This window comes from Enterococcus sp. DIV0800 (genome assembly GCF_050559735.1).
Taxonomy (GTDB): Bacteria; Bacillota; Bacilli; order Lactobacillales; family Enterococcaceae; genus Enterococcus_A; species Enterococcus_A devriesei.
Genome location: NZ_CP187898.1, coordinates 1231081 through 1256908 on the forward strand (window position 1 = coordinate 1231081; position 25828 = coordinate 1256908).

Here is a 25828-nt window from a genome sequence, read left to right on the forward strand (position 1 = left end):
CCTCTAATTAGATTGTTATTATTATAATATCATTAAAATAAAACGCTCACAATCAAATAAAAAAACGTTATTCAAAAAAGACGATTGGAGATAAAGAAATCATCCTCATGAAGGTAGCGCTTTTAAGATAAAAATAATATAATGATAAGAAGGAGGGCGTTAATATGACTAGATATTTAGAAGTATTTAAAGCGAACGCGATTATTTATTGGCATAAATTTATTAATATCGTCTCTGAAAATGAGCGCCGCTCCTTGACAATCCTCTTTAGTTTAGTATTAGCGACACTTATTTTTTCAGCTTCCGCTGTTTATGCGCAAAAAAGTATCCGACAAGATCAGCTGAATGAACTAGTTTTCAGTTCATTAAAGTCTGATCATTTGATTCCTTTAGAGTATCAAACGATAGAACAAAAAATTAAAAAAACTAAAGCAATCTCGATCATGTTTAGCCAGCCTGACGGAACTTCTTTTGAAAATGTTATGACCATTCTTGACGATCCGAATCAAAAAAATATGTTGAATCGAAAATTTTATTATTATCCGATCGTTTATGATAGTGAAACGATTGCTCAAAAATATCAGCTCGATCCACGGCAGGTGACGTTTATTTTCTTCCAAAATGGAAAAGAAAAAAATCGCTTCGTAGTGGAAAGCTTGAAGGACTTAAATAACGAATTTATTCCTGAACTAAATCGCTTGCCGATGTGGAAACTGAACGGATAAAAATGAGAATAACCGAAAAACAATGAGCTTTTTTTAATAAAAAGTGTTGACAGTCGAATTTTTTTCCGCTAAACTAACTTCAACATCAATCAAGAAGGATGCTAGTTCTACTTTTTGCTTTAGCAAATTTAGTAGAATAGTATACGGATGAAGATTATTTCTTAATAACGAAGAAGGAGTGGCATTCATGAAACAAGCAAACTTATCTAATCATCAATTGAATAGCTGGCAAAACTGGCGTAGATAAGTTGTATTTATGAATTCACTCATAGATACAACGTTTAGACAACTTCTAAATCTTGTATCTATGCTGGATATTTTTTCATGTCTATTCCCGCATAGAGACTATCTATGCGGTTTTTGTTTTTTTTAGGACAACTACCGTAAAATTTTTGGGTAGTTGTCTATTTATTTGTAAAAAAACAAAAAAATCGGAGGAATTTATCATGAAAAATAAAGGGATTATCGGATCAATCATCGCATTAGCAGTCGTTTTAATCGGAGTATTCGCCTATCAAATGGGGTCACGGCAAACAAGTGCAACTGAAACAAAAGAAGAAATGAAAACTGTAGGGATCCTGCAATTTATCAGCCACCCATCATTAGATCAAATCAAAGATGGTGTGATCGAAGGGTTGAAAGAAGAAGGCTACGAGGATGGTAAGAATATCAAAATCGAATTTTTGAATGGTCAAGGCGATCAAAGCAAATTAAACAGTATGAGTCAGCAATTGTTGGACAAGAATTCAGACGTCCTAGTCGGGGTTGCGACACCTGCTGCTAAAGCGTTAGCCAACGCAACCAGCGATAAACCAATTATTATGTCAGCAATCAGCGATCCCATCGGTGCTGGTCTTGTAAAAGATTTAAAACATCCAGGCGGAAACATCACTGGAGTGAATAACTTAACCCCCGTAGATCAGCAACTTGATATGGCAAAGGAATTATTTCCAGATGCGAAAACAGTCGGTATGATCTACTCGTCTTCAGAAGAAAATTCTAAATCACAAATCGATCGAGCAGAAAAACGGGCGAAGAAAGATGGACTGACAGTGAAGAAATATGCTATCAGCTCTAGTAATGATATTGCTCAGATCACCCAGCAAGCTTGCCAAGAAACAGATTACTTATATATTCCGCAAGACAATACGATCGCTAGTGCCTTTCAAACAATGATCAACGAATCAGACAAAGCGAAAAAGCCGGTCTTTGTTTCAGTTGATAACATGGTAAAAGAAGGCGGAATCGCCACAGTTGGACAAAACCAATTCAAGCTCGGTGTGGAATCTGGCAAAATGGCTGCCAATGTATTAAGCGGCAAATCAAAACCAGCAACGACACCAGTGAATGTGATCGATTACGGTGACATGATTATTAACGAAGAGAAAGCTAAAGAGTTAGGTATTACGATTCCAGTTAGTATCAAAGAGAAAGCAGAAGTAGTCAAAGGAGAGTAGAAAAATGGTGATTTCAGCGATTGGACAAGGATTTTTATGGGGAATTTTAGGTTTAGGAATTTTTATGACCTACCGCATTTTAAATTTCCCAGATATGACAACAGAAGGGTCATTCCCATTAGGTGGAGCGGTCTGTGTAACGGCGATTACCCACGGCGTCTCTCCATTCTTAGCAACCCTTTTAGGCATCGTTGCAGGAATGTGTGCCGGTTTCGTAACAGGAATGCTTTATACTAAAGGGAAAATCCCCGTCATTTTAGCTGGAATTTTAGTGATGTCGGGATTGAATTCGGTGATGCTATTCATCATGCAGACACCTAATCTTTCTTTATTAAAGCAACCGAAAATTCAAGATTTTTTTACCAACTTAAATCTGCCAGATCATTTTGATATTGTTCTCTTAGGTTTGTTGGCGATTTTAATCATCATCGCCTTACTATTATTTTTCTTTTTCACGGATTTCGGTCAAGCGTACATTGCCACCGGAGACAATGAGAACATGGCTCGTTCGATTGGTATCAATACGGATCGCATGAAGGTTATCGGACTGACTTTATCAAATGGTGTGATTGCCTTATCCGGCGCGTTGATTGCCCAAAATGATGGCTATGCAGATATCGGCAAAGGTGTCGGAGTCATTGTCATCGGTCTAGCCTCCATCATTATTGGTGAAGTCTTGTATGGCGAAGTCACGTTTATTGAACGTTTGGTAGCCATCGTTTTAGGCAGTATCATCTATCAGTTATTGATCTTGCTAATCATCAAAGTGGGCTTAGATACGACTTACTTGAAAATTTTCTCGTCAATCATCTTGGCACTATGTTTAATGATCCCACGTTTAAAAGAGACTCTGCATTTAAAGACTGGATTAGAGAAGGAGGAGTAATTCGATGAATGCATTAGAAGTAAAAAACGCCAATAAAACCATCAGTAACGGCGTCAATGATCAACGAAAAATTTTGAATAATGTCAATTTGACGATTGCTCCAGGCGAGTTCGTAACCGTCTTAGGGGGCAATGGGGCAGGAAAAAGTACTTTGTTCAACAGCGTTTCTGGTAGCTTACAGCTAGATAGCGGGACAGTTGCTGTAATGGGAAAAGATTTAACGAAACTTGCTGAAGAACAAAGAGCCTCGTCAATTGCTCGGGTCTTTCAAGATCCTAAGATGGGAACCGCACCGCGCTTAACCGTCGCGGAAAATTTGGGACTAGCTGAAAAGCGCGGACAGAAACGACGCTTAAAACAGCGCCAGCTGAACCAGAAGAAAGAACTATACCGAGAACTTTGTAAGCTTGTAGGAAATGGCTTAGAAAATCATCTCGATACACCAACAGGATTTCTTTCTGGAGGGCAACGCCAAGCACTAAGTTTATTGATGGCGACGATCACTAAACCGGATTTATTATTATTAGATGAACACACAGCTGCACTCGATCCAAAAACCGCGAAGCAATTGATGCGCTTAACAGATCAGCGAATCAAAGAAGAACAGCTCACTTGCTTAATGGTCACTCACAAAATGGAGGATGCTCTACATTACGGCGATCGTGTGATCGTGATGGAAAAAGGAGAGATCATTAAAGATATTAGCGGAGAAGCGAAAAGGCAGATGACCTTAGCGGATTTATTCCTGCTTTTCGAAGAGAGCGAGACAGTAGCTGAAGTAATGTAAATAAAATTATTTGCAGAAAATTAAAAAAACAGGTTGACTTATTTTATAAACAACTCTATACTAAGTTCAATCTTAAATCAGTTTGGAGCGATTTTTATGAATACGAATAAGAGTACGCACACACAACTGAATAATTATTACTTTAGCTATTTTAGATAGGTTTGTGTTCATGATTCATGGATGCAAACGACACAAGTTTGTATCTATGATGGCTAAGGATTTTAAGTTCGACTTAACGCCACATAGATGAAAATCTATAGTGGCTTTTTCTTTGGATTCAATTTATTTTGGAGACTAGGCTCATTGTAGATTTTCTACAGTGGGCCTTTTTGCGAGTTCCACTACTTTGGGAAAATGATTTTACTGATTTAAAAAGTAGCTGGCAAAGTCACTGATTGAAGGTTGATTCACAAATGAGAAAAAGGATATGAGTTCCACTCTTCACAGTTTAACAACGTGAAGGGATCATTACCTAAATACAAAAAAGGAGTGAGGAAAGATGAAAAATGAAATTTCGGGAAGGACACGGTTGGCTGGTTTATATGCGCTGCCGGCAAGGCACAGCTTTTCGCCAATTATGCATACAACCGCGTTTCAAGCAATGGAGGTCGATGCGGTCTATCTAAGTTTTGATGTTCAGCCGGAGCGGCTTGGTGAAAGTATCCAAGCGATTCGTGATCTTGAGATGTTGGGTGTCAATTTATCGATGCCTCACAAAATGGCGTCGGTCCAATATGTTGACGAGCTGAGCCAAGCGGCGCGTTTGATCGGAGCGATTAATACGATCGTCAATCAAGACGGCAAATTAATTGGGCATATCACCGACGGCATTGGTTGTATGGAAAGTTTGAAGCAAAACGGGATCGCGATCATCGGCAAAAGAATGACGATTCTTGGAGCCGGTGGAGCCGCGACAGCGATTATTACCCAAGCCGCGATCGACGGAGTAGAAGCTATTGATGTTTTTAATATCAAAGATGATTTTTATCAAATGATCGCACCAAAACTCGCAATGATCGCTGAAGAGACCAACTGTCAGATCCAGTTACATGATCTAGCAGACGAAAAACAATTAGCTGCCTCTTTAGCTGTCAGCAGCCTGCTAATTAACGCGACAAATATCGGAATGGCACCGAAAACGGATCAAATGCCTTTACCTGATCCGACATTATTAAGAAGTGACTTACCCGTTTTCGATGTCATTTATCATCCAGGCGAAACAAAATTATTAAAAGCCGCAAAAGAAAAAGGGGCTATCGCCGTTAATGGTTTAGGCATGTTACTTTATCAAGGCGCTGCGGCATTCAAATTGTGGACCGGTAAGGAAATGCCCGTTGAAATGATCCAACCGTTATTGGAAAGAGAAATCAAAAAATAAAAAGTGAAGGAAGTTATTATTATGATCTTAATTATCAAAAAAGGCATTCAGGAAGCAGAATTATCTCCCATTTTATCCCGAATCAAAGAAGAAGGTTTAGGTGTTCAAATCAATCATGGCAAAGACCGTTTAGTGCTGGGCTTGCTTGGCGATCCAAAAATCATTCAAAATGTTCCGTTCCAAGCTTACAATGTCGTTGAACGAGCAGTAGCGATCTCCAATACCTACAAATTAACCTCAAGAGAATTTCATCCACAAGATACAGTTGTTGATGTTGACGGCGTAAAAATCGGTGACGGCAGTTTTGTAACAATGGCTGGTCCGTGTTCAGTCGAAGGCGAAGAACAAATCATGGAAACAGCCCGCATGGCAAAAGCTGGTGGCGCTAAAATTTTACGTGGAGGTGCCTACAAACCCCGTACTTCACCATACGCTTTCCAAGGTCTGGGAGAAGAAGGCTTGAAAATCATGCGGAAAGCTGCTGATGCTTACGGCTTGAAAGTGATTACTGAAGTTATGGATGAAGCGCATATCGATGTTGTTTGCCAATACGCCGATATCATTCAAATCGGTGCCCGTAATATGCAAAACTTCCGCTTACTAGAAGCGGTCGGCAAAACCGGAAAACCGATTGGCTTGAAACGGGGAATCTCAGGGACGATCCAAGAGTGGTTGAATGCGGCGGAATACATCGCGGTTCAAAACAATTCAAACATTATCTTCATTGAACGGGGGATTCGAACTTACGAAACGGCGACCAGAAACACCTTTGATTTAAGCGCGGTACCATTGATCAAAAAATTGAGTCATTTCCCAATTATTGTTGATCCAAGTCATGGGACAGGGGTTTGGGATTTAGTGGCTCCAATGGCACGAGCAGGGGTGGCTAGTGGTGCGGACGGCATGATCGTTGAGATTCATCCTGATCCTTTACACGCATGGTCTGATGGTGAACAATCATTGAATGAAAAGAATTACTTGCAAATGATGCGTGAAGTTGATGTGATGGTTGATGCGATGAAGAAAATCAATCGTTTAAGCGAAGAACTAGCACTTAGTTAAACAGGGGGCAGCTTTCATGGAAATCGTTCTACCAGATAAAAGTTATCAGATCACCGTCAAACGCCACGCTTTGGATTCCGTTGGTGAATGGATCGCCTCACTTTGGAAAAATAAAAAAATCGCGATTATCAGCGATGAAAATGTTTATCCGATTTATGGTGAAAAAATCCAGCAACAATTAGCAGACTATGAGGTTTGTCATTATGCAGTTCCCGCCGGAGAGAGCAGTAAATCATTAGAGCGGGCAAATACTCTCTATGAATTTTTGGCGGAGCAACAATTTACTCGCAGTGATGCGGTCATCGCGCTAGGGGGCGGCGTAGTTGGTGATCTAGCCAGTTTTGTCGCATCCACTTATATGCGAGGCATCGCTTTTGTCCAGATTCCGACTTCATTATTGGCTCAAGTGGATTCTAGTATCGGCGGAAAAACAGCGGTAAATTCAAGTAGGGCTAAGAATATGATTGGGACCTTCGCTCAACCTGATGGGGTATTGATCGATCCGGAAACGTTAAATACTTTGCCAGAATTACGAGTGCGCGAGGGCATCGCAGAAATCATTAAATGCGGTGCCATCAGTGATGCTTCATTATGGAAGGATCTTGAGAAACTAACAGGAGTTCAAGATCTTTTAGTCCACAGCGAAGCGATCATTTTAAAAGCATTACAAGTAAAGAAAACGGTTGTTGAAGAAGATGAATTTGACAATGGCTCACGCTTATTATTGAATTTTGGTCATACGATCGGACATGCCATCGAAAATACCGCTGGCTATGGAAAAATCAGTCACGGCGAGGCTGTAGCGATTGGTATGGTAAAAATTTCTCAAACGGCAGAAATGAATCAGCTAATGCCAGCAGGTATCACCCAAAAAATTAGCACGATGAATCAGAAATACGGCTTACCGATCAATTACCAACCTTGGGAAGCAGAGAAGTTTTATACAGCGATTACCCATGATAAAAAGGCGCGGGGCGATAACTTGAATATCATTTTATTAAAAGATATTGGGCAAGCCTATATTCAAAAAATCAAACTTTCAGACATCAAAGACTATTTAATAGAAGGGAAGTAGTTTATGCGTTACTTAACAGCTGGAGAATCTCATGGGCCAGAACTGACGGCGATCATCGAAGGAATACCCGCCGGCCTAGAACTTTCGATTGAGAAGATCAATCAGGAATTGGCTCGCAGACAAGGCGGCTACGGTCGGGGTGGTCGTATGAAGATCGAAAAAGACCAAGTCCGAATTACTTCCGGAGTCCGTCACGGCAAAACTCTGGGCTCACCGATCACGATGATCGTTCAAAATCGAGATTGGAAAAATTGGCAAACCGTCATGTCGGTAGAAGCAGTGGCAGAAAAAGATCAGAAATTACGTCGGGTCTCAAAGCCACGACCAGGCCATGCCGATTTAGTCGGTGGAATGAAATACGGTCATAATGATTTACGGAATGTTTTGGAACGCTCATCAGCACGGGAAACTACAATGCGGGTGGCAATCGGTGCAATCGCCAAACAAATTTTAGCAGCAGTTGATATTGAGATTGCCAGCCATGTAGTGATTCTTGGTGGCATCGAAGCGACTGTACCCGAAACAATTAGCGTTCAAGAAATCCAAGCAAAGGTCAATGCATCAGAAGTCAACATGGTGGATGAAACGGTGGAAGAATCCGTTAAAGAATTGATCGATCAAACGAAAAAAGCTGGCGATACGATCGGCGGTGTCGTGGAAGTTCGGACAGATAATGTTCCCGCAGGTTTAGGCAGCTATGTTCAATGGGATCGCAAACTTGATGGAAAAATCGCCCAAATCATGATGAGTATCAATGCGTTCAAAGGCGTAGAATTCGGGATTGGTTTTGAAGCGGCTCGTCAACCCGGGTCAAAGGTTATGGATGAAATTGTTTGGAATGAAGGCTACAGCCGAAGGAGTAATCATTTAGGCGGCTTCGAAGGGGGCATGACTAACGGTGAACAAATTATCGTTCGGGGTGTGATGAAACCAATTCCAACACTTTATAAACCTTTGATGAGTGTCGATATCGATACCAAAGAACCTTACAAAGCAAGTGTTGAACGCTCAGACAGTACTGCGGTCCCGGCGGCTTCAGTTGTGGCAGAGCACGTTGTTTCCACTGTTTTGGCAGAAGAACTGCTAGACAAATTTTCTAGTGATACGATGGAAGAATTCAAACAGGCGGTAGCGGCTTACCGCGAAGCTGTTAAAAATTTTTAGGAGAGCAGGTGAGACAGTGAAAAAGAAGGTTTACGTCTTAGGACTGGGGCTGATCGGCGCTTCTCTTTGCCGTAGCATTAAAAATCCGGAGATCATACTCTACGGTTGGGATCATCAAGCTGAGACTCAAAAAATCGCGCTTGACGTCCAATTGGTGGATCAAATTGTTTCCCTTGATGAAGCACCTGCGATGGATGTAATCATCTTAGCTGTCCCTGTGCTCTCAACGTTACACTATTTACACGAGTTAGCCCGCTTGCCATTAAAAAAGTCGGTGATTGTAACAGACACTGGCAGTACTAAAAATGAAGTCATGACCTTAGCTAAAACATTGCCATTTACGTTTATCGGCGGACATCCAATGGCTGGTTCTCACAAATCTGGGGTTAAAGCAGGGAATCCGAACCTTTTTGAAGAAGCTTATTACATTTTGACACCGCCTGAAGGAATCGATGTTGAGCCGCTAATGGAACTTTTAGAACCGACAAGGGCCAAATTCGTCGTGATTGAACCGGAATCTCATGATGAAATCGTTGGTGTGTTAAGTCATTTGCCTCACATCGTGGCTTCCGGCTTAGTAAATATGAGCGATCAATTAACCAAAAAATACCCACGGGCGACTCAATTAGCGGCCGGGGGCTTTCGGGATATCACTCGCATCGCATCTTCTGATCCGCAAATGTGGACTGACATCTTATTAACTAATCGCACCATTTTATTGGAATTGATCTCAAATTGGCAAAACCAAATGGCACGTATCCGCGAGAGTCTGGTGGCGGAGGATCAGCCGGCGATTTATGAATTTTTCAGCCAGGCCAAGCAGTCCAGAGACCATTTGCCTGCTAAAGATCATGGTGTCATCCCCGCCTTTTACGATCTTTATGTTGATATCCCGGATATTGCAGGGGCGATCGCCAAAGTCATGACCGTTTTAAGTGGGGCGGAAATTTCAATTATCAATTTAAAGATTCAAGAGACACGAGAAGACATTTTCGGCGTGTTAGAACTTTCATTTAAAAATCAACAAGACTTAGAAAAGGGACAGCGATTAATCGAAGCAGAAAAGTTTAATTGTCGCAGAAGGAGTTGAAACGATGAAGCTACTTTCCACAAAAAAAGGGCTGAATGGAATATTGACCGTACCGGCGGATAAATCAATCTCACACCGCAGCATTATGTTTGGCGCAATCAGTGAAGGTACGACAAGGATTCATAATTTTTTAAGAGCCGAGGATTGTCTCAGCACCATCGCGGTTTTTAAAGCATTAGGAGTAAGTATCAATGAAGACCAGCGGGATATTATTGTTGAAGGCAAAGGGATTGAAGCCTTAACGACAGCGAATCAATTACTGGATGCTGGAAATTCCGGCACAACGATGCGTTTAGTTTTAGGAATTCTAGCCGGACGTCCTTTTACTAGTGAAATTGCCGGCGACGCTTCCTTAAATCGGCGGCCGATGGAGCGGGTGATGGGTCCTTTACGCCAAATGGGCGCGCAAATTCAAGGAGCAAAAGGCGGCGAATTCCCACCAATTCAAATCCACGGTCAGAAACTGAGTGGAATCACTTATGAAATGCCGATCGCAAGTGCTCAAGTAAAATCAGCGATACTGTTTGCGGCACTGCAGGCCGAAGGGACGACGACGATCATTGAAAAAGAAAAATCCCGAAATCACACAGAAGAGATGATCAAACAATTTGGCGGCGAGATCAACGTCGACGATAGAACCATTACTTTGACTGGTGGTCAGCATTTAGTCGGTCAAGAAGTAATCGTTCCCGGTGATATTTCTTCCGCGGCCTTTTATCTAGTAGCGGCCAGCATTTTACCAGAAAGCCAGCTGCTACTGAAACAAGTTGGAGTGAATCCCACTCGGACAGGTATTTTAGATGTTTTGTTAGAAATGGGTGCGGAGATTCAGCAAACCAATTTAGATCAACAAAATCAAGCGGCGGATTTGGCAGTAAAAACAGCTCACTTACAGGCATGTGAGATCGGCGGCGAAATCATCCCCCGTTTGATTGATGAGCTGCCAATCCTGGCATTAGCTGCCACACAAGCCAATGGGACGACGATTATTCGCGATGCTCAAGAATTAAAAGTCAAAGAAACCAATCGGATTGATGCGACAGCTCAAGAGCTAAATAAATTAGGAGCGAAGATCGAAGCGACCGATGATGGTCTGATTATTCACGGACCGACACCGCTACATGGCGGAGCGGTGGACAGTCACGGTGATCATCGAATAGGGATGATGTTGCAGATAGCTGCTCTGCTGACAGATGAAGTGGTGGAATTAAACAATCCCGAAGCAATCAATATTTCCTATCCCAATTTTTTCACTGACGTTGCTCAATTAATTACGGACTAAGAATAATACGAAGGATGTCAGTTCCGCTTTTCACAGTTTATTCAATTTAATTGATAAGAAATTATAGTTACCTCACTCAAGTGTAAAAGTGTTTAGCAGAATGATATACGGCATGAGGATCAAACTAATTTTTTTGCTTTTGAAAAAAATTAATTCATTAATACGAATAAGGAGAATGTCTAATGGAATCGATTGTTTTAATTGGATTTATGGGTGCAGGCAAGACGACGATCAGTAAAGCTTTAGCGGAAACCTTGAACGCCCAAGTAGTTGACATGGATGATGTGCTAGTTGAACGGATTGGTCAACCGATCAGTGATTATTTCGAGGAACATGGTGAAACTTCTTTTCGGAAACATGAAACAACGCTTTTAAAAGAAGCGTTGAAGGAAGAATCGATCATCGCTACTGGAGGCGGTGTGATTTTACAAAAAGAAAATCAACAAGTTTTATCGGATAAATTGGTGGTTTATTTAAAGGCAGACGCGAATATTTTAGTTAAACGGATTCGTGAAGATCACGTCAATGTTCGTCCATTAGCAATCAAAAATGATGATGGCGATTTAAAACGGTTGTTCTTCTCCCGAGAAAAATTATACGAAAAACTAGCGAAGGTCGTTATCGATACGACTGAAAAGAAACCGGTAGAAATTGTTTCAGAAATCATCCAACAGGTGGGATCGTAATGAAGGTTGGCTATCTAGGACCGAAAGGGTCATTTACTTATAGTGCTGCGACTAATTTTTTTGCACCAGAGGAATTGATGTCTTATGATTCGTTACCAGCTTTACTAGAAGCATTGCGAAGTGGACTAATAGAATACTGCATGGTACCGATTGAAAATACTATTGAAGGCTCTGTCTTGCCAACTTTGGATCTAATTTTTCAAACTTTACCTACGATTCAAGCGGAAATTGTTTTGCCGATTCGTCAACAATTAATGGTCCATCCTGATCACGCTGAGAGTTGGCAGGAAACAGAATTGATCTGCAGCCACCCGCAAGCATTAGCACAATCGCAATTATTTTTGATGAATCACTTTCCCTCGGTTGATATCGAACAGCTGGGTTCGACTACCTTAGGGGCTCAAAAGGTGGCGCAGAATCCGGATAAAAAATATGCGGCGATCGGTTCCCGAGAAGCGGCCACGCAATTTGATTTGCAAATCGTCAAAGAAGACATTCAATCGATCGATAATAATGAGACACGCTTTTGGCTGCTGGGAAATCAGCCGCTTGTTAGCGACTTACCACAAGAAAAGCAAAAAGTGACGCTGTTATTTGATCTAGCGATGGATCATCCTGGTGCGCTTTATCAATGTTTAGCCTTTTTTGCTGCTGAAAAAATTAATTTAACTAAAATTGAATCCCGGACTCAGAAGACTCAGCTGGGAGAATATTTTTTCATTATTGATTTAGAACGGCCGCAAGGGGATCAGCTACAAAGCGTTCTACAGCAGTTAAATGCCCAACATTTTGATGTTACTTTAATCGGGGATTACCCCACCTACATTCCAAAAATTAGAAAATCTTAGTAGTTAAGGTTTTCTAATTTTTTTTTATAAAAATAAGACAAATACCGGTTGATTTGCTATTTTATTATTAACAGTATGGAAATGAAGAGGTGCACTATGAGCCGAATGGATAAATATAAGGATATTCATAAGGAAAGTCAAAAGGAAGAAAAACAGCCTTTTGGCTTTCGTCGTGAGATCAAAAAAAATACACAAAAGAATCAGTCTTCGTCTGAACGAGATGCTACGACCGAACGCTATGAAGAACCAGAAGAGAAGTTCTATTATCAAGAATACGATCAAAAGCCTGAAAAGAAACGCTTTAACTTTAAATTTCCTTCAGTAAAAAATCCTTTCAAACGAAGGGCTAAAAATCCTTATGAACAAAAGCCGAGACGAAAACGAAGCTGGCGCAGAATCCTATTAATGGTTTTGGTAGTGCTACTAGGCTTTTCAGTCATTTCTTTCGGTGTTGGAAATTTTGCGGCGAAGCATGATTCTTCCATGCCAAAAATCGAGACCCAAGAATTTAACGGCGTGGAGTCTTCTAATGGAACGAAGAATATTTTACTTTTAGGAAGCGACACGCGAGACAATATCAGCGGCCGTTCTGACTCCATGATGGTTCTACAAGTAGACGGTCATGGCAAACCCAAATTAGTTTCCTTTATGCGGGATATGTACGTCAATATCCCAGGAGTTGGTGAAAACAAATTGAATGCTGCTTATGCCTACGGCGGTGCTGATTTAGTTCGTCAGACATTAAAAGATAATTTTGGGATTGATTGTCGTTATTACGCGATGGTGGATTTCCAGACCTTTGAAAAAGGTGTAGATGCGCTATTTCCACGTGGGGTTCAAATCAATTCAGAGAAAGACATGAGCTCATACATCGATCAGCCGATCAGTAAGGGCCCACAACGGATGAATGGTCATACCTTGTTGAACTATGCTCGTTTTCGGATGGACGAAGAAGGCGACTTTGGTCGTGTTCGGCGACAACAGCAAGTGATGCAAAGTGTCTTTAGTCAATTAAAAAATCCATTAGTACTATTAAGAGGACCTTACGCAGCCGGAAAAATCTGGGGCTATCTATCAACAGATATGCCAAATACCTTTGTCCTAGGTAACCTTTTCAATTTTGCCAAAGCTGTTGGTGGGATCGAGCGTTTGACGTTACCGGTCGATGGTTCATGGTCGTATATCGATACGGCAAATGCCGGCAGTGCACTGGCCGTCGATACCAATCAAAATACTCAGGCGGTCCAAGCCTTTTTAGACAAGTAGCCGATTTTTGATTCCCATGCTACTGTGAGTATGCTATATTATAATTATTGTAAATTTTGATTGAAACGAGGAAATGAATATGAAATTAGCGATCGTGACAGATAGCACCGCCTATCTGAATGAACGCGTACGCAATCATAAAGATTTATTTATTATCCCGATTCCAGTAATTATTGATGGCGAGCCTTTTGAAGAAGGCGTCGATATCGGATATGAAGAATTTTATCAAAAGCTCAAAGAAAGCAAGGACTTTCCTAAAACCTCTCAACCGGTGTTAGGGGAAGTTTTCCAATTGTACCGCTCGATCAAGGAACAAGGCTATGACACCGTGATCAGTATTCATCTATCAGAAGGTATTTCTGGTTTTGTGCGGACTTTGACGGCGATCAAAGAAGATATTGAAGGTTTGCAAGTCATTCCTTACGATTCAAAGATCACTAGCGTGCCAATGGGCTATATGGCGGAAAAAGCGTTGGAGATGAGTGACCAAGGAAAATCCCTTGATGAAGTTATTGCGGCTGTTGATACGATTCGCGACACGACCAACGCCTATATCATCGTGGATGATTTAGATAATTTGGTGCGTGGTGGCCGTCTGACCAATAGTGCAGCGATCATTGGCGGCCTGTTAAAAATCAAGCCGATCTTAACCTTTGAAGACGGTAAGATTGTGCTGGCAGAAAAAATCCGTTCTTTAAAAAAGGCTCTTCAACGAACAGAAGAAATCATTGAAGAACGCCGGCAAGTGAATGGCGAATATCTACGAATTTTTATCATTCACGGCAACAATCCTGAGTTAGCCCAACAAGAATACGAAAAACTTAGAGATAAATATCCTGAAGCGACGATCGATATTGGAACATTTGGTCCGGTCATCGGCACGCATTTAGGCGACAAAGCCATCGCGTTAGGCGTGGCGAAATAATAAACGAAACTCACTAGTTTGCTAGTGAGTTTTTATTTTTAAAAAGAGTTCATTTAGAAGTAAGTTCCTTGCATTAATCACTAAAATTTCGTATTCTTTCTTCATTAGTAGTTTACTAATTTACTAAATTAGTGAAGAGAAACAGGAGGATTTTGTAATGAAAATACCAACAAATCTAAAGCATAAACCAGTTTTTTTAGTAGAGGATTACGATAAGATCGATGGACATAACGCATGGGATAGTGACGCAAAGGGATTGACGTTAGGTTTAGCTCAATGGAATGATCGTGGACGAGTGGATATCTCAGGAAAGGTTTGGCGTCACACGGGGGAAAAATGGTCTCGGCAATCGGAGGAATTACCGATTACGCGGATTTTGGATTTAGCGATCTTAGTGGCCCAATCAAGTATCTACCTACAAGATGCCTACCGGTATGAAAAATTTTATGATCCAGAAAATCCATCCGTTGAGATTTTAGGCTTACAAGGTGGACGAATGGAAGTTCAAGTAGATACAGAGAATCCTAAAATCGATGAAGACATTATTTTGTTCAATGATACGATGAACAAGGATGGCGACTTGATCGCGCAACGTTATCGCACATTAAAACGTCTTTTAGACGAACTAGGCTATTAAAAATCTTTAAAACTTGAGGTGAGCAGCATGGAAAATCCTTTTGTGATCACAGAAGGCCGTACCTTTACTAAAGTAGAAAAACAAATGATTTGGCACAAGCCAGCCAGCCATAAAACCAGTCAGGAAGAACTGCGGATCGCTTCAGAAATCAAGCATAATTGGCTCGATCCTGAAATGAAAATCATGAATGTATTGTTAGAAGGGGATGCCGGCTCAGGAAAAACCCAATTAGCTCGCGCGCTCTCCGATGATTTGCAGCTGCCCTATACAAAAGTAACCTGTTTTGCCGATATGGACAAAACCGATGTCTTTGGCGCGTTATTACCAGTAGTATCCACCGATGACAATGAAGATCAAGAATTATTAGAAGCTATTTATCAGACGGACTCGCTGCAAACCGTATTAAACGTCATCCAGCAGCACTTTCAAATTGACGATAATCAAGCCAAAGAACGCTTGAGCCAATTGATTGAACGGATCAACCAGCCAGAAAATACTAAGAGTGTCGAATATAAATTCTATCCTTCAGAAATTGTGCGAGCGATGCAGCGAGGCTATCTATTGGAGATCCAAGAACCAACAGTGATTCGGGATGCTTCAGTATTAGTGGCTTTAAACTCAGCGTTAGAACCGAATGGCTTATTGAACATTCCCACCGGGATCATTCGTCGACACCCTGATTGTGTCGTTGTGATTACCACCAATCGGAACTACCAAGGCAATCGGCCATTGAATGAATCGCTGCGGGACCGGGTTCAGCATGCGGAAAAAATGGATCTGCCGTCGATTGAAGTCATGATCGAGCGGGCAACAGCCAAAACGAATTTTTCTGATCGAGATTATTTAGCGATCATGGCTCAAATTATTCGGTTACTAGATGAAACGGCCAAAGCAAACGCGATTAAAGGCGTCGCTGGCATGCGTTCCTATTTCTTCTGGGTCAATAGCTTGAAGCAAGGCCAAGATCCGTTAGAAAGTATTTTTCCTAAGGTTCTCTACAAACTGACTACCGATGAAACAGAATTAAAAATTTTGCAGAATGCCTTAGAACAAAGCGGACTGTTAACCAAACTGCAGCAAGTAAAAAATCAACAAAAATTGCAGCAAGGACGAAAACTCAGTCAAGCAGAAGCATCTGAACGGAATATCATAGAAGAAGCTGAAAACACCACTTTAAAAAGTGAAGCCATCAGTGACGAAAGTAGTGACTTAGACGCAGCATCAGACGAAATCTTAGAATCTGCGGATACAGGTGAAAAGGAACCAGAGCAAGAGGCAATGACGCTTCCTGAGGAGGGCCAGACTTCGGATGCCGAATCCAAAGGCAACTCCGCCTCACTTGACGAAGAGGATAAACTTGGTTCAGCCATGTCACTAGATGAACTAACCGAACTTGATAAAACTAAACGCAAAGAGTTGAATCGCGAAGTCCGAGAAGCTCTAAAAGAAACGATCCACGCCAAAGAAGGAACGATCTTGCATCGGCCAAAGATCAATGAAAAAGCGCTGGAACAAGGACAGGAATTAACACAAAAAGTGTTACCGGAAGTTGACAGCCTGAGCCGCGTGATCAATGATCTGTTAGATAAGGAAGTCAGCAATGATTTTTCTAGCGGGAAATATTACGGGGCACGCTTCAATCCCGGACATGTTGCTTATGGCGATTTGCGAAACTTTGATAAAAAAAATCCGCCGAATGAGCAACCCTCATTAGCTCTAGCGGTGCGCGTGGACGAATCCGGTTCGATGTTGCGAGATGACCGGATGGAGACGGCGAAACTGGCGGCCGTAGCCTTAAGTTTATTTGCGGAAAAAACGAAGATTCCATTGATGCTGTATGGCGATTCTGCCGATCTTAGTCAGCGGGAAAAGACTTCGATCTATTCTTATAAAGAATTTGATGATTCTTATGATTTCATGGCGGCAAAAATCGCCACTATGAAGCCGCGGCAAAATAACCGTGACGGCGTTCCATTGCGACTCTTAGCCGAAAAGCTGAATCAACAAGCAGCGGATACAAAAGTGCTGTTATCCATCAGTGATGGCCAGCCTAAAGCCTTGCCAGATTATACTGGCGAGAGAGCCAAGCAAGATATCCAAGATGTCTTGCAAGAATACGAACGACAAGGAATTCTATTCATCGCTTGTGCTATTGGTGAGGATAAAGAGCAGTTACGTGAGTTGTACGGTGAAAATAATTTTGTCGATATCTCGGATATATCAACCTTGCCTCATCAGTTGTTGCAGTTGATTGCACGGTTTATTTAAAAAAGACACGTTTCAGCGAAATGCTTGAAACGTGTCTTTTTATGCTTAATAAGTCGCTCTTGGTCCGCCAATATATTTTGGCCGACTGCGTAAAGCGGTAACGTGCGCGCCGCCTAATTCTTTAATTGAAGGACGGACAGGTACTTGTACGTATTTTACATGCATCCCGATAGAGGTGTCACCAATATCAATCCCAGCTTGGGCAACGATATGTTCTACTTCCACCGGATCAGTGAATTGTTCGAAAGCTGCAACGGAACAAGATCCGCCAGCGTGAAGGGCGGGTTTGACTGAGACAATTTCCCAGTCCTTCTTTTCGGCTAATTCTCGTTCGACAACAACGGCACGATTGATATGTTCGCAGCCTTGAACGGCTAAGTAAATTTTTTGTGGATCAAGAATACTTTTCAATGTTTCAATAACCCATTGACCGGTTTCTTGGCTAGAATTTTTGCCGATAGTCCCACCGACGATCTCGCTAGTCGTACAGCCTAAAACAAAGGTGTCGCCAGCTTTTAATTCAGCCGCCGCTAATACATCATTGACGATCGTTGTTAGGTCTTGTTGTAATTGTGCTTTTTCCATGTCTAAAACTTCTTTCTATTTATATTGAGGATGACGCAATACTTTTTGTAACGCTTGATAAAGGGGGACGGTCACGGCGATTCCAAAGATATTTTGCACCGCGTTACTTGGTAGCGACGCGATTCCCGCCGGCCAGCCGAATAATAAGGCTGTCGCTAGTGCATAACCGACAATCATAAATAAACTAGCCAATGTAAAACCCAATAATAACCCTTTTTTATTGGGAAATTTATTATACAAATAGCCTAAGAGAAATCCTTGGAAGCCATGAATCACAATCGAAAAAATTGCCCACTCCGGATAGCCAGAGATCAGATCGATTAAGCCACCACTCATTGCACCTACCAATAATCCGCCAGTTGGACCAAAGAATAAGGCAGAAGCATAAATCCCGACTTCACAAAGCGTCACAAAGCCTTTAGTCGCTGGGATCGGAATGATAAACATCAGTGATAAGGTGACAGTCAAGGCGACCATCATTGCCAATTTCGTCATTTCTTTCGTTTTCATGTCTGTTCCTCCGTCTCTATACTATTGCCGTACCAAACATTTCCTTCTCCATTTTTTAAAGTAATCCCGTTAAGGATACTTTGATAGACAAACTCTTTACTATCAGCGATCGCCGTCGATAAATTTTTCCCTAAAACTAAATTAGACGCAATCGCCGACGCGAAGGTACAGCCAGCACCGTTAATGGTTGCTTTTGCCAGCTTCGGCTTAGACAAAAGATTGAACTGATTGCCATCGTAAAATAAATCGGAAGCCAGCTCACCAGCCAAGCGCTCACCGCCCTTAATGACAACTGCTGCTGCTCCTAACTCAACAATTGCTTGAGCTGCTTGTTTCATTTCAGCAAGCGTCGTAATTTTTTGCTGGCTTAATAGTTCAGCCTCTTTAAGATTGGGTATAACGATCGTCGCAAAAGGAAACAATTGAATCAATCCCGCTCGATAGTTCTGACTGTAAACTTGATTGGTCTCTTTAAAAGCCATGACTGGATCTAATACAATTGGACCGTCAAAGCTTTGTAAAAAGTCTTTCACGATTGAAAGTGAAGTCACATCATGGATCAACCCTAATTTAATCGCCGACAGATCGATTTCCTGTTTGATCGTGTCTAACTGATCTTGCAATAAAGTCGTTGGCAGGTCATGAATTTCAAACTGATTATTTTTCACCACCGCGATACAGGTAATCGCCGTTAAACCAAATAAACGATAGTCCTCAAAGGTTTTTAAATCTGATTGCAGTCCGCCTCCAGCTAACGTGTCGGAACCTGCAATGGTCAGTATTGTTTTTGTCATAAATAAGCTCCTTAATGTTCTCTATTATAAAAGGGTTTACTAAAAATAAAACAGCCAATTGGTTGTTTTATAGACCATCCAATTATAAGTGGAAATATTTGTTGGATAAATCAAAATGCGTTAGCATATGTGATGAGGAAAGGGGCTATTACTATGAAAATATTTATCGCTGGAGCAACTGGACGAGTAGGAGAAGAATTAACCAAAAATTTAGTTAAGCAGGGACATTTTGTCTATGCGGGAGCACGACATGAAGAAAACATTACTAAAAGTGAGGAAGTCGAACCAGTCCATTTAGATATGCACGGAACGATCGATGAAATCGCCGAAACATTAAACGATGCGGAAGCAGTCTATTTCGTCGCCGGTTCACGAGGAAAAGATTTACTGCAGACAGATTTATTTGGCGCAGTGAAATTGATGCAAGCCGTAGAGCAAAAAGGAATCAAGCGCTATATCCATTTAAGCTCGCTGTTCGCTTTACAACCAGAAAAATGGGGAACAGCCTTAACCGACTACAACATTGCTAAATTCTTTTCTGATAATTGGTTGATTGATAAGACGAGTTTAGATTACACGATCTTACAGCCAGGTAGTCTTTTAGAAACACCAGGCAGCGGTAAAATCACCACCGACGTCACTGGAAAAACGGAAAATTCGATTGAGGATGTTGCTCTTGTTTTAGCAGGATTACTAAAACAAGACAATACAATCAAGAAAATTATTCTAATGGGCAATGGCGATACACCGATTGCTGAAGCATTGAAAACAATTTAAAAAGAAAGCTATTAGCCACCAAACCAGTGCTAATAGCTTTCTTTTTAGTTAATTCATCACCCCTTAAAAATATTAAATTATTTCTTAGTTTTTCTTCTTACTTAATGATAAAATGGGAGGTACCTAAAATAGATTTTTACGTGATTAAGGAGCTAACCAATGAATCTTCAGCATATTTATGACGGCCGTATCGAAGAGGGGGTTCAAATGATTCGAAAGAGAAAAATCGCGAAATATTATATGAAAGAACAAGGCTTCACAAAACGAGAAGCCTATGAAACAGCCGAAAATACCCAGCCTGAATTTGAAGCAGGACGTGCGGTTTATCTAGCCTTATTTAACGAAGCAAAACCGACCTTCGCTGATCGAACAGGGCGTGAAAAGGCATTGCGTGTCTATCAAGTCTTCAGCTTCATTGCGCTGCTTTGCTATGTTGTCTGGTTGTTTAATAATGGCTATTTAAGTCATGCTCGTGTAACCGATAACTTCTTGCTGATTGCTTTAGCCATAAATCTAGCTTTAATCAGTTATTGGAATGAAAAAACAACTGAAAAGATTCATGATCGGAAAACAAAGGCCCTTTTTAAAAATGATCCGGAAGCCATAAAAAAATTAGCGCAAGTCGAGGAGATCAAACGCACTATTTTTAGAGCCGAGCATCGAGGCATTTCACTTGTTGAAGAACGCAAAAAAGCAGAGGGTGACGAAACGAGCGAAATAAATAAAATCATTACCCTAGATAAGATCAAACATTTCAAAAATAAAATCAAAAAATAATCACTCCATGTTAGGGAAACAGTGGGTGATTATTTTTTATAAGATCAATTATCGAAAAGAGGATCAAATGATGACAGCTATTCAATTGCGAAAAGTAAAGCAAGACGATTTCTATTTTTTAAAATCATTATTGCAAAACGAAGAACTAATGCTTATCGGATGGGGGAAAGCTTACACTGATAGAGAGGTAAAAGGGTGGATCAAAAAAACTCAACAGCAATATTTAGATTATGGATATAGTTATTATATTGTAGAAAATCAGAGCAGTGAATTGATTGGAATAGGTGGTATCATCAGAACAAAAATTCAAGGAACGGAGTTTGACGAACTCGCTTACATTATTAAACAGGAGTTTCAAGGGAATGGTTATGGAACTATCGTTGCTGAAGAACTTGTGCAGCGAGCATTTAAAAATAATCATTTGCCACAAGTCGTCGCACAAATAGTTCCTGAGAATATTGCTTCAAGGAAAGTGTTAGAAAAATTAGGAATGACCTTTCAATTCGGTTATTTACGAAATCAAAACGGGATGATTTGCGAACACTTAGTCTATTTGTTAAAAAATACGATTTCTTCATAAATTTGAATTCTTAAGATCTATTCGTCGCTCGTTTTCTATAAGCCTGATTAAATCATTTCGATCCCAAAGCTCAACAGCAAGTTTTCTCGCAAGCTGCCTTGCTGAAGTTGTGTAGTAGCTATTGGTTATCACGATGGCCTTATCAAGAGAGTAGTAACCAATCCCAGCATAGACTTCTTGCACCGCTTTATTACCAACTTTTTTCTTCCGTCGTTTACATTGAAAGCCAATTTTCAACTCTTCTTGTGTAGCAATGATATCAATTCCTTGATCGCCAGACTTCTGCGTAATCTTAGGCCGCTGATAGCCACATTTATCCAATATTCTTCAAATTCGATTCCATCCATTGAATCGATCTGCTGAATCTGGGCTTTTGAGAAACGTTTGATTTTGCTAAGGTAAGGGAACACCTCTGAGCTAATACCGAGAAAAACAAACAAGACGCCCATATAAAAATAGGTAGTTGGTAAGAAATTATAGCAATAGTCGAGAGCTATGACTATGAGGCCAAAGAAAATAAGGTTAAAGCTGGATTTTTTCATAGAAACACTCCTTATGTGGACTCTTTACAAATAAATACGTTGAATAGGTACTTTCGATTTGTTGTAAGAAAAAAAGATTTCGTTTTCATAGTGTTTACAAGAAAAATTCCGTATTTTGGTTCAATTAATCACCGAAGTTGCATTTTTAAATTTACTCAATAGTTTAAGACTAAAAACTTTAAAAATAGTTGCAAATTTTTTGTTGCAGAAACTTTAACTATTAAGCTACATAAATATAATTCATAGTTAAACGAGTGAACAAAAACCGGAAAAGAATTTTTCTAATAGAAAGTTCAAACATTGATTTTTTTAAATTTAAAACAATAAGAGGCAATTTATTGAAATAAAAATTCGAATACTCAAATGATACTAAGAATAGATAATTGAAATATCTATGATTCAAATAGAACTAATTGCGACGAATTATTACTAGCTAACTTTTGTTAATGTATATTATGTAAACTAAAATAAAATTTTTTTCTTTTTATTGTATTTACCATCTTTCCTAACAAATAAACCGCTCTAACTGACTTAACTTAGTCTTAGAGCGGTTTATTTACTATTTATTAATCGTTTCCCAGAAACGTTCAAAGGTTTCTAATTGTGTTAGCTGACGATTGCATTGATTGCTGTCAGTACAAATGTAATTGCCTTTTTTCGTATACGTTCCGTCACCAGCTGATTTTGTTGTTGCCAAAAAGAAACTCACAGTACTTATTTGATTACAAATCGCACAATGACCTTTTTGAATATCGGTACTGAAACTCCCATAAATACCTGAAAAACGCCCATCGATTTGGCGCATCAAATATTTCCGATTGGTTCCGCTATCGTTCCAGCCTAAGTAACTTAGTTCAGTAAAGTCAGTCATCATTAATTCTGGATAGTGCATTTTTTTGACCTTACGAAAACATTTGTCGATTTGTTTGGTTGTTGGAATATTCATAGGAACAACAAATGCTTTCAGCTCATCGAATAATTTTTCGAATTTGTCTCTGGTCAAACTTGTATTAAGAAATTGCTCCCAATAAGTTTCCAGTAACGTGTCACGACTAAATATTTCAGCAGTCTTGCTCTTAATCAATGTTTGCAAAGTGTTGATCGTTTGTTTGTCATTGACTGAATGATACGCGGCAACTAGCTCGCTGATTTGTTGTTTACAATAGCCATATTCATATGGCTGCATAATTAGTTTTTCTATATTCATAATTTTCCCCGTCTCTACTCTTTGAGGAAAAGAATTTCCATCAAAGGATTACTTATTAGCCGGCATGATTGCTTTCTTTGGCCGTACGATACAAGATGAGTGCTTCATCAAGATCCCCTCCTACTTTTGCCAATTTAAACACTTTGGTAAGAATAATTGATTCGTTGTATTTCTGCAAGCTTTATTATTTATGTCCTATAAAGAATGAATTTGAACGAGTTGTTGGTTTATTAAGATTCTTTTATTTTCTTTTAACGATAATAGGTAAATGCTGTAATATCGGCTTTTTTATAAGGAATACGTTTGACCTTCCTGGTAAAAACCGATAGAATATTTAAGATATATGGATAAAAATATAAGGAGCATGTAAATGTCTCATTTAAAAAAATATACGAACTTTATTAAAACACGCATAGGCTTTTTTAGCTTATTGATACTGCTATTGTGGCTAAAAAATATGTTCGCCTACGTGGTCGATTTTCATTTAGGCATCCAAAGTCCGATGCAGTTATTTATTCTATTGATCAATCCTTTAAGCGTCTCGATGGTGCTACTGAGTATCGGTCTATTCATTAAGCGTTCAAAGGTTGCTTACGCTACTTTATTCAGCATTTATGCGCTACTGACGATTTGGTTATTTTCCAATGCTGTTTATTATCGAGAGTTTACCGACTTCATTACAATCAATACCTTATTAGGGGCCGGTCAGGTTTCTACTGGTTTAGGTGAAAGCGCCCTACGGCTATTTCGTTGGTATGATTTTATTTATATTTTAGATTTGCTAGTGATTCCTGTTTTATTGATTAGAAAAAAACTACCGATAGCAACAGATTATCCACGTTTTCGTCAGGCCACAGCGTTAGCAGCTATATCCTTGTTGATTGGCAGCGGGAATATTTTTTTAGCGGAAATCGATCGTACCGGTCTATTGAGCCGACAATTTTCCCGGGAGTACTTAGTAAAATATTTAGGGATCAATGCCTTTACTTTATACGACAGTTATCAAACCTATCAAAACAACCAGATCCGAGCGGAAGCCAGCCCGACTGATTTAAAGGAAGTTGAAAGCTACATTAAAGATCATTATGCTGAACCGGATGATTCGATGTATGGAATCGCTAAAGGAAAAAATGTTGTCTACATCCATTTAGAGAGCTTTCAGCAATTTTTGATCGACTATCAGCTGCCAGATGAGAATGGCGTGAACCACACTGTCACTCCCTTTTTAAATAGCTTGTATCATGGTGAAAGTACCTATAGTTTTGATAATTTCTTTCATCAGGTAAAAGCTGGTAAAACATCCGATGCCGAAACATTGATGGAAAATTCGTTGTTTGGCCTAAATCAAGGGGCCTTATTCACACAAATGGGTGACAAAAATACTTTTGAAGCCGCTCCGAATATTTTAAAACAAAAAGCCGATTATACATCAGCTGTCTTTCATGGCCATTCTGCCTCTTTCTGGAATCGCGACAAAACTTATAAGCACTTAGGCTTTGATTATTTCTTTGATTCTTCTTACTACGATGTGAATGATGACAATTCCTTCCAATACGGGATGCATGACAAGCCTTTCTTGAATCAATCAGTCCAATATTTGGAACATTTGCAGCAGCCTTTCTATGCGAAATTCATTACGGTTTCAAACCACTATCCTTATTCTCGCTTCAAGAATGATGAAGATGGATTTCCGATGGCGAACACCAAAGATGAAACGATCAATGGCTACTTTGCTACAGCTAATTATTTAGATACTGCATTGAAAGAATTTTTTGATTACATGAAAGCTAGCGGACTGTATGACAATTCGATCTTTGTCTTGTACGGTGATCATTATGGGATTTCAAACACGCGTAATAAGGAATTGGCTCCGCTGCTTGGTAAAGATTCTGATAGTTGGACAGACTATGACAATGCTCAACTGCAACGTGTTCCGTTCATGATCCATGTTCCTGGTGCGACCGACGGCGGGATCAATCATACCTATGGTGGACAAGTTGATGCCCTCCCTACTCTCTTGCATTTATTAGGGATCAATTCAAAAAAATATTTGCAGCTAGGTCAAGATTTATTTTCTCCCGAACATAAGCAAGTAGTGGCCTTTAGAGATGGCGATTTTGTGACTCCGCAATATACTTTCTATGGCGGTAAAATGTACGACAATCAGACAGCCCAAGTCATTGACGAGCCGACACCAGAGCAAGAGCAAGTCTTTACGGAGCTGAATCAGGCGGTGGATCAGCAACTGATTACCTCGGATAAAATCAATAACGGCGATTTACTGAGATTTTATCAAAATAGCGGATTAGACTCGATTGATCCCAACTCTTATGATTATCGCAACCAAAAGGCTCGACTAGAAACGATCGAGCGACAAAAAGGCGCCAAGTCTTCTAGTTTGTATAGTGAGAATAACCAGCGCTCAACCGTTGGGCTTTATAAAACGAAAACCTATCAACAATACGAATAGACAATGTATTCGCAAAGAGGGTCTATGACAGCAACTGTCATAGACCCTCT

General features: G+C 40.2%; 25 protein-coding genes. 20 read left to right on the forward strand and 5 right to left on the reverse strand.

What is annotated here, in order from left to right; translation table 11 throughout:
* Positions 1–164: 164 nt before the first annotated feature.
* The 16 genes from IGI54_RS06015 to IGI54_RS06090 all read left to right on the forward strand — a co-directional run bounded on the left by IGI54_RS06015 (position 165) and on the right by IGI54_RS06090 (position 17536).
* A complete protein-coding gene (locus tag IGI54_RS06015; RefSeq protein ID WP_430621454.1) occupies positions 165–725 on the forward strand; it encodes a hypothetical protein in 561 nt (186 codons plus the stop codon).
* Between the two features lie 446 nt (positions 726–1171).
* Positions 1172–2182: a tryptophan ABC transporter substrate-binding protein gene (trpX, locus tag IGI54_RS06020; protein WP_430621455.1), complete on the forward strand. Its 1011-nt coding sequence runs from the start codon at positions 1172–1174 to the stop codon at positions 2180–2182.
* Between the two features lie 4 nt (positions 2183–2186).
* Positions 2187–3068, forward strand: coding sequence for an ABC transporter permease (locus tag IGI54_RS06025; RefSeq protein WP_071861369.1), 882 nt, complete (start codon positions 2187–2189; stop codon positions 3066–3068).
* A gap of 4 nt (positions 3069–3072) precedes the next feature.
* Positions 3073–3855 carry an ABC transporter ATP-binding protein gene (locus IGI54_RS06030; protein ID WP_313631284.1) on the forward strand — a complete coding sequence of 261 codons (783 nt, stop codon included), beginning with the start codon at positions 3073–3075 and terminating at the stop codon, positions 3853–3855.
* 499 nt (positions 3856–4354) lie between these two features.
* Entirely contained in the window at positions 4355–5233 is an 879-nt protein-coding gene (aroE, locus tag IGI54_RS06035; protein WP_313631283.1) for a shikimate dehydrogenase, read from the forward strand.
* Positions 5234–5254: 21 nt separating this feature from the next.
* A complete protein-coding gene (aroF, locus tag IGI54_RS06040; RefSeq protein WP_430621456.1) occupies positions 5255–6295 on the forward strand; it encodes a 3-deoxy-7-phosphoheptulonate synthase in 1041 nt (346 codons plus the stop codon).
* A 16-nt stretch (positions 6296–6311) separates the two neighbouring features.
* A complete protein-coding gene (gene aroB, locus IGI54_RS06045) occupies positions 6312–7370 on the forward strand; it encodes a 3-dehydroquinate synthase (protein WP_430621457.1) in 1059 nt (352 codons plus the stop codon).
* 3 nt (positions 7371–7373) lie between these two features.
* Positions 7374–8534: a chorismate synthase gene (aroC, locus tag IGI54_RS06050; protein WP_313631280.1), complete on the forward strand. Its 1161-nt coding sequence runs from the start codon at positions 7374–7376 to the stop codon at positions 8532–8534.
* A gap of 16 nt (positions 8535–8550) precedes the next feature.
* Positions 8551–9624 (forward strand): prephenate dehydrogenase, encoded by a 1074-nt coding sequence (locus tag IGI54_RS06055; RefSeq protein ID WP_430621458.1) that lies wholly within the window; start codon positions 8551–8553, stop codon positions 9622–9624.
* 4 nt (positions 9625–9628) lie between these two features.
* Entirely contained in the window at positions 9629–10906 is a 1278-nt protein-coding gene (gene aroA / locus IGI54_RS06060; RefSeq protein ID WP_430621459.1) for a 3-phosphoshikimate 1-carboxyvinyltransferase, read from the forward strand.
* 182 nt (positions 10907–11088) lie between these two features.
* A complete protein-coding gene (locus IGI54_RS06065) occupies positions 11089–11592 on the forward strand; it encodes a shikimate kinase (RefSeq protein ID WP_071861377.1) in 504 nt (167 codons plus the stop codon).
* A complete protein-coding gene (gene pheA / locus IGI54_RS06070) occupies positions 11592–12440 on the forward strand; it encodes a prephenate dehydratase (RefSeq protein WP_430621460.1) in 849 nt (282 codons plus the stop codon). Before IGI54_RS06065 ends, pheA begins: the two co-directional genes overlap by 1 nt.
* Before the next feature lie 96 nt (positions 12441–12536).
* On the forward strand, positions 12537–13706 hold the full coding sequence (locus tag IGI54_RS06075) for an LCP family protein (protein ID WP_430620174.1): 1170 nt from the start codon (positions 12537–12539) through the stop codon (positions 13704–13706).
* 79 nt (positions 13707–13785) lie between these two features.
* A complete protein-coding gene (locus tag IGI54_RS06080) occupies positions 13786–14631 on the forward strand; it encodes a DegV family protein (protein ID WP_430620175.1) in 846 nt (281 codons plus the stop codon).
* A gap of 157 nt (positions 14632–14788) precedes the next feature.
* Complete coding sequence (locus IGI54_RS06085) at positions 14789–15268, forward strand: DUF6530 family protein (RefSeq protein WP_071861381.1); 480 nt, start codon at positions 14789–14791, stop codon at positions 15266–15268.
* Positions 15269–15295: 27 nt separating this feature from the next.
* The gene (locus IGI54_RS06090; protein ID WP_430620176.1) at positions 15296–17536 is read left to right on the forward strand and encodes an AAA family ATPase; all 2241 of its coding nucleotides are present in this window, start codon (positions 15296–15298) and stop codon (positions 17534–17536) included.
* A 45-nt stretch (positions 17537–17581) separates the two neighbouring features.
* On the opposite strand, the gene IGI54_RS06095 is transcribed toward IGI54_RS06090, so the two are convergent.
* From IGI54_RS06095 to IGI54_RS06105, 3 genes are read right to left on the reverse strand one after another with little or no spacing between them, the layout of a single operon-like run.
* Positions 17582–18121, reverse strand: a complete 540-nt coding sequence (locus IGI54_RS06095) for a TIGR01440 family protein (RefSeq protein WP_071861383.1) — start codon at positions 18119–18121, stop codon at positions 17582–17584.
* 15 nt (positions 18122–18136) lie between these two features.
* On the reverse strand, positions 18137–18631 hold the full coding sequence (locus IGI54_RS06100; RefSeq protein ID WP_216429194.1) for an ECF transporter S component: 495 nt from the start codon (positions 18629–18631) through the stop codon (positions 18137–18139).
* The gene (locus IGI54_RS06105; RefSeq protein WP_430620177.1) at positions 18628–19425 is read right to left on the reverse strand and encodes a bifunctional hydroxymethylpyrimidine kinase/phosphomethylpyrimidine kinase; all 798 of its coding nucleotides are present in this window, start codon (positions 19423–19425) and stop codon (positions 18628–18630) included. Before IGI54_RS06105 ends, IGI54_RS06100 begins: the two co-directional genes overlap by 4 nt.
* 153 nt (positions 19426–19578) lie before the next feature.
* Between IGI54_RS06105 and IGI54_RS06110 the strand changes: the two genes are divergently transcribed.
* The 3 genes from IGI54_RS06110 to IGI54_RS06120 all read left to right on the forward strand — a co-directional run bounded on the left by IGI54_RS06110 (position 19579) and on the right by IGI54_RS06120 (position 21559).
* On the forward strand, positions 19579–20202 hold the full coding sequence (locus tag IGI54_RS06110; protein WP_430620178.1) for an SDR family oxidoreductase: 624 nt from the start codon (positions 19579–19581) through the stop codon (positions 20200–20202).
* 159 nt (positions 20203–20361) lie between these two features.
* Entirely contained in the window at positions 20362–20979 is a 618-nt protein-coding gene (locus IGI54_RS06115; protein ID WP_311899530.1) for a hypothetical protein, read from the forward strand.
* Between the two features lie 70 nt (positions 20980–21049).
* Positions 21050–21559: a GNAT family N-acetyltransferase gene (locus IGI54_RS06120; RefSeq protein ID WP_430620179.1), complete on the forward strand. Its 510-nt coding sequence runs from the start codon at positions 21050–21052 to the stop codon at positions 21557–21559.
* On the opposite strand, the gene IGI54_RS06125 is transcribed toward IGI54_RS06120, so the two are convergent.
* Both IGI54_RS06125 and IGI54_RS06130 read right to left on the reverse strand, forming a co-directional pair.
* Entirely contained in the window at positions 21554–21880 is a 327-nt protein-coding gene (locus IGI54_RS06125) for a restriction endonuclease (protein WP_430620180.1), read from the reverse strand. The two genes, IGI54_RS06120 and IGI54_RS06125, sit on opposite strands and share 6 nt — an antisense overlap.
* Before the next feature lie 780 nt (positions 21881–22660).
* Positions 22661–23308, reverse strand: a complete 648-nt coding sequence (locus IGI54_RS06130) for a FusB/FusC family EF-G-binding protein (protein ID WP_430620181.1) — start codon at positions 23306–23308, stop codon at positions 22661–22663.
* A 370-nt stretch (positions 23309–23678) separates the two neighbouring features.
* Between IGI54_RS06130 and IGI54_RS06135 the strand changes: the two genes are divergently transcribed.
* Positions 23679–25778: an LTA synthase family protein gene (locus IGI54_RS06135; RefSeq protein ID WP_430620182.1), complete on the forward strand. Its 2100-nt coding sequence runs from the start codon at positions 23679–23681 to the stop codon at positions 25776–25778.
* Positions 25779–25828: the final 50 nt, after the last annotated feature.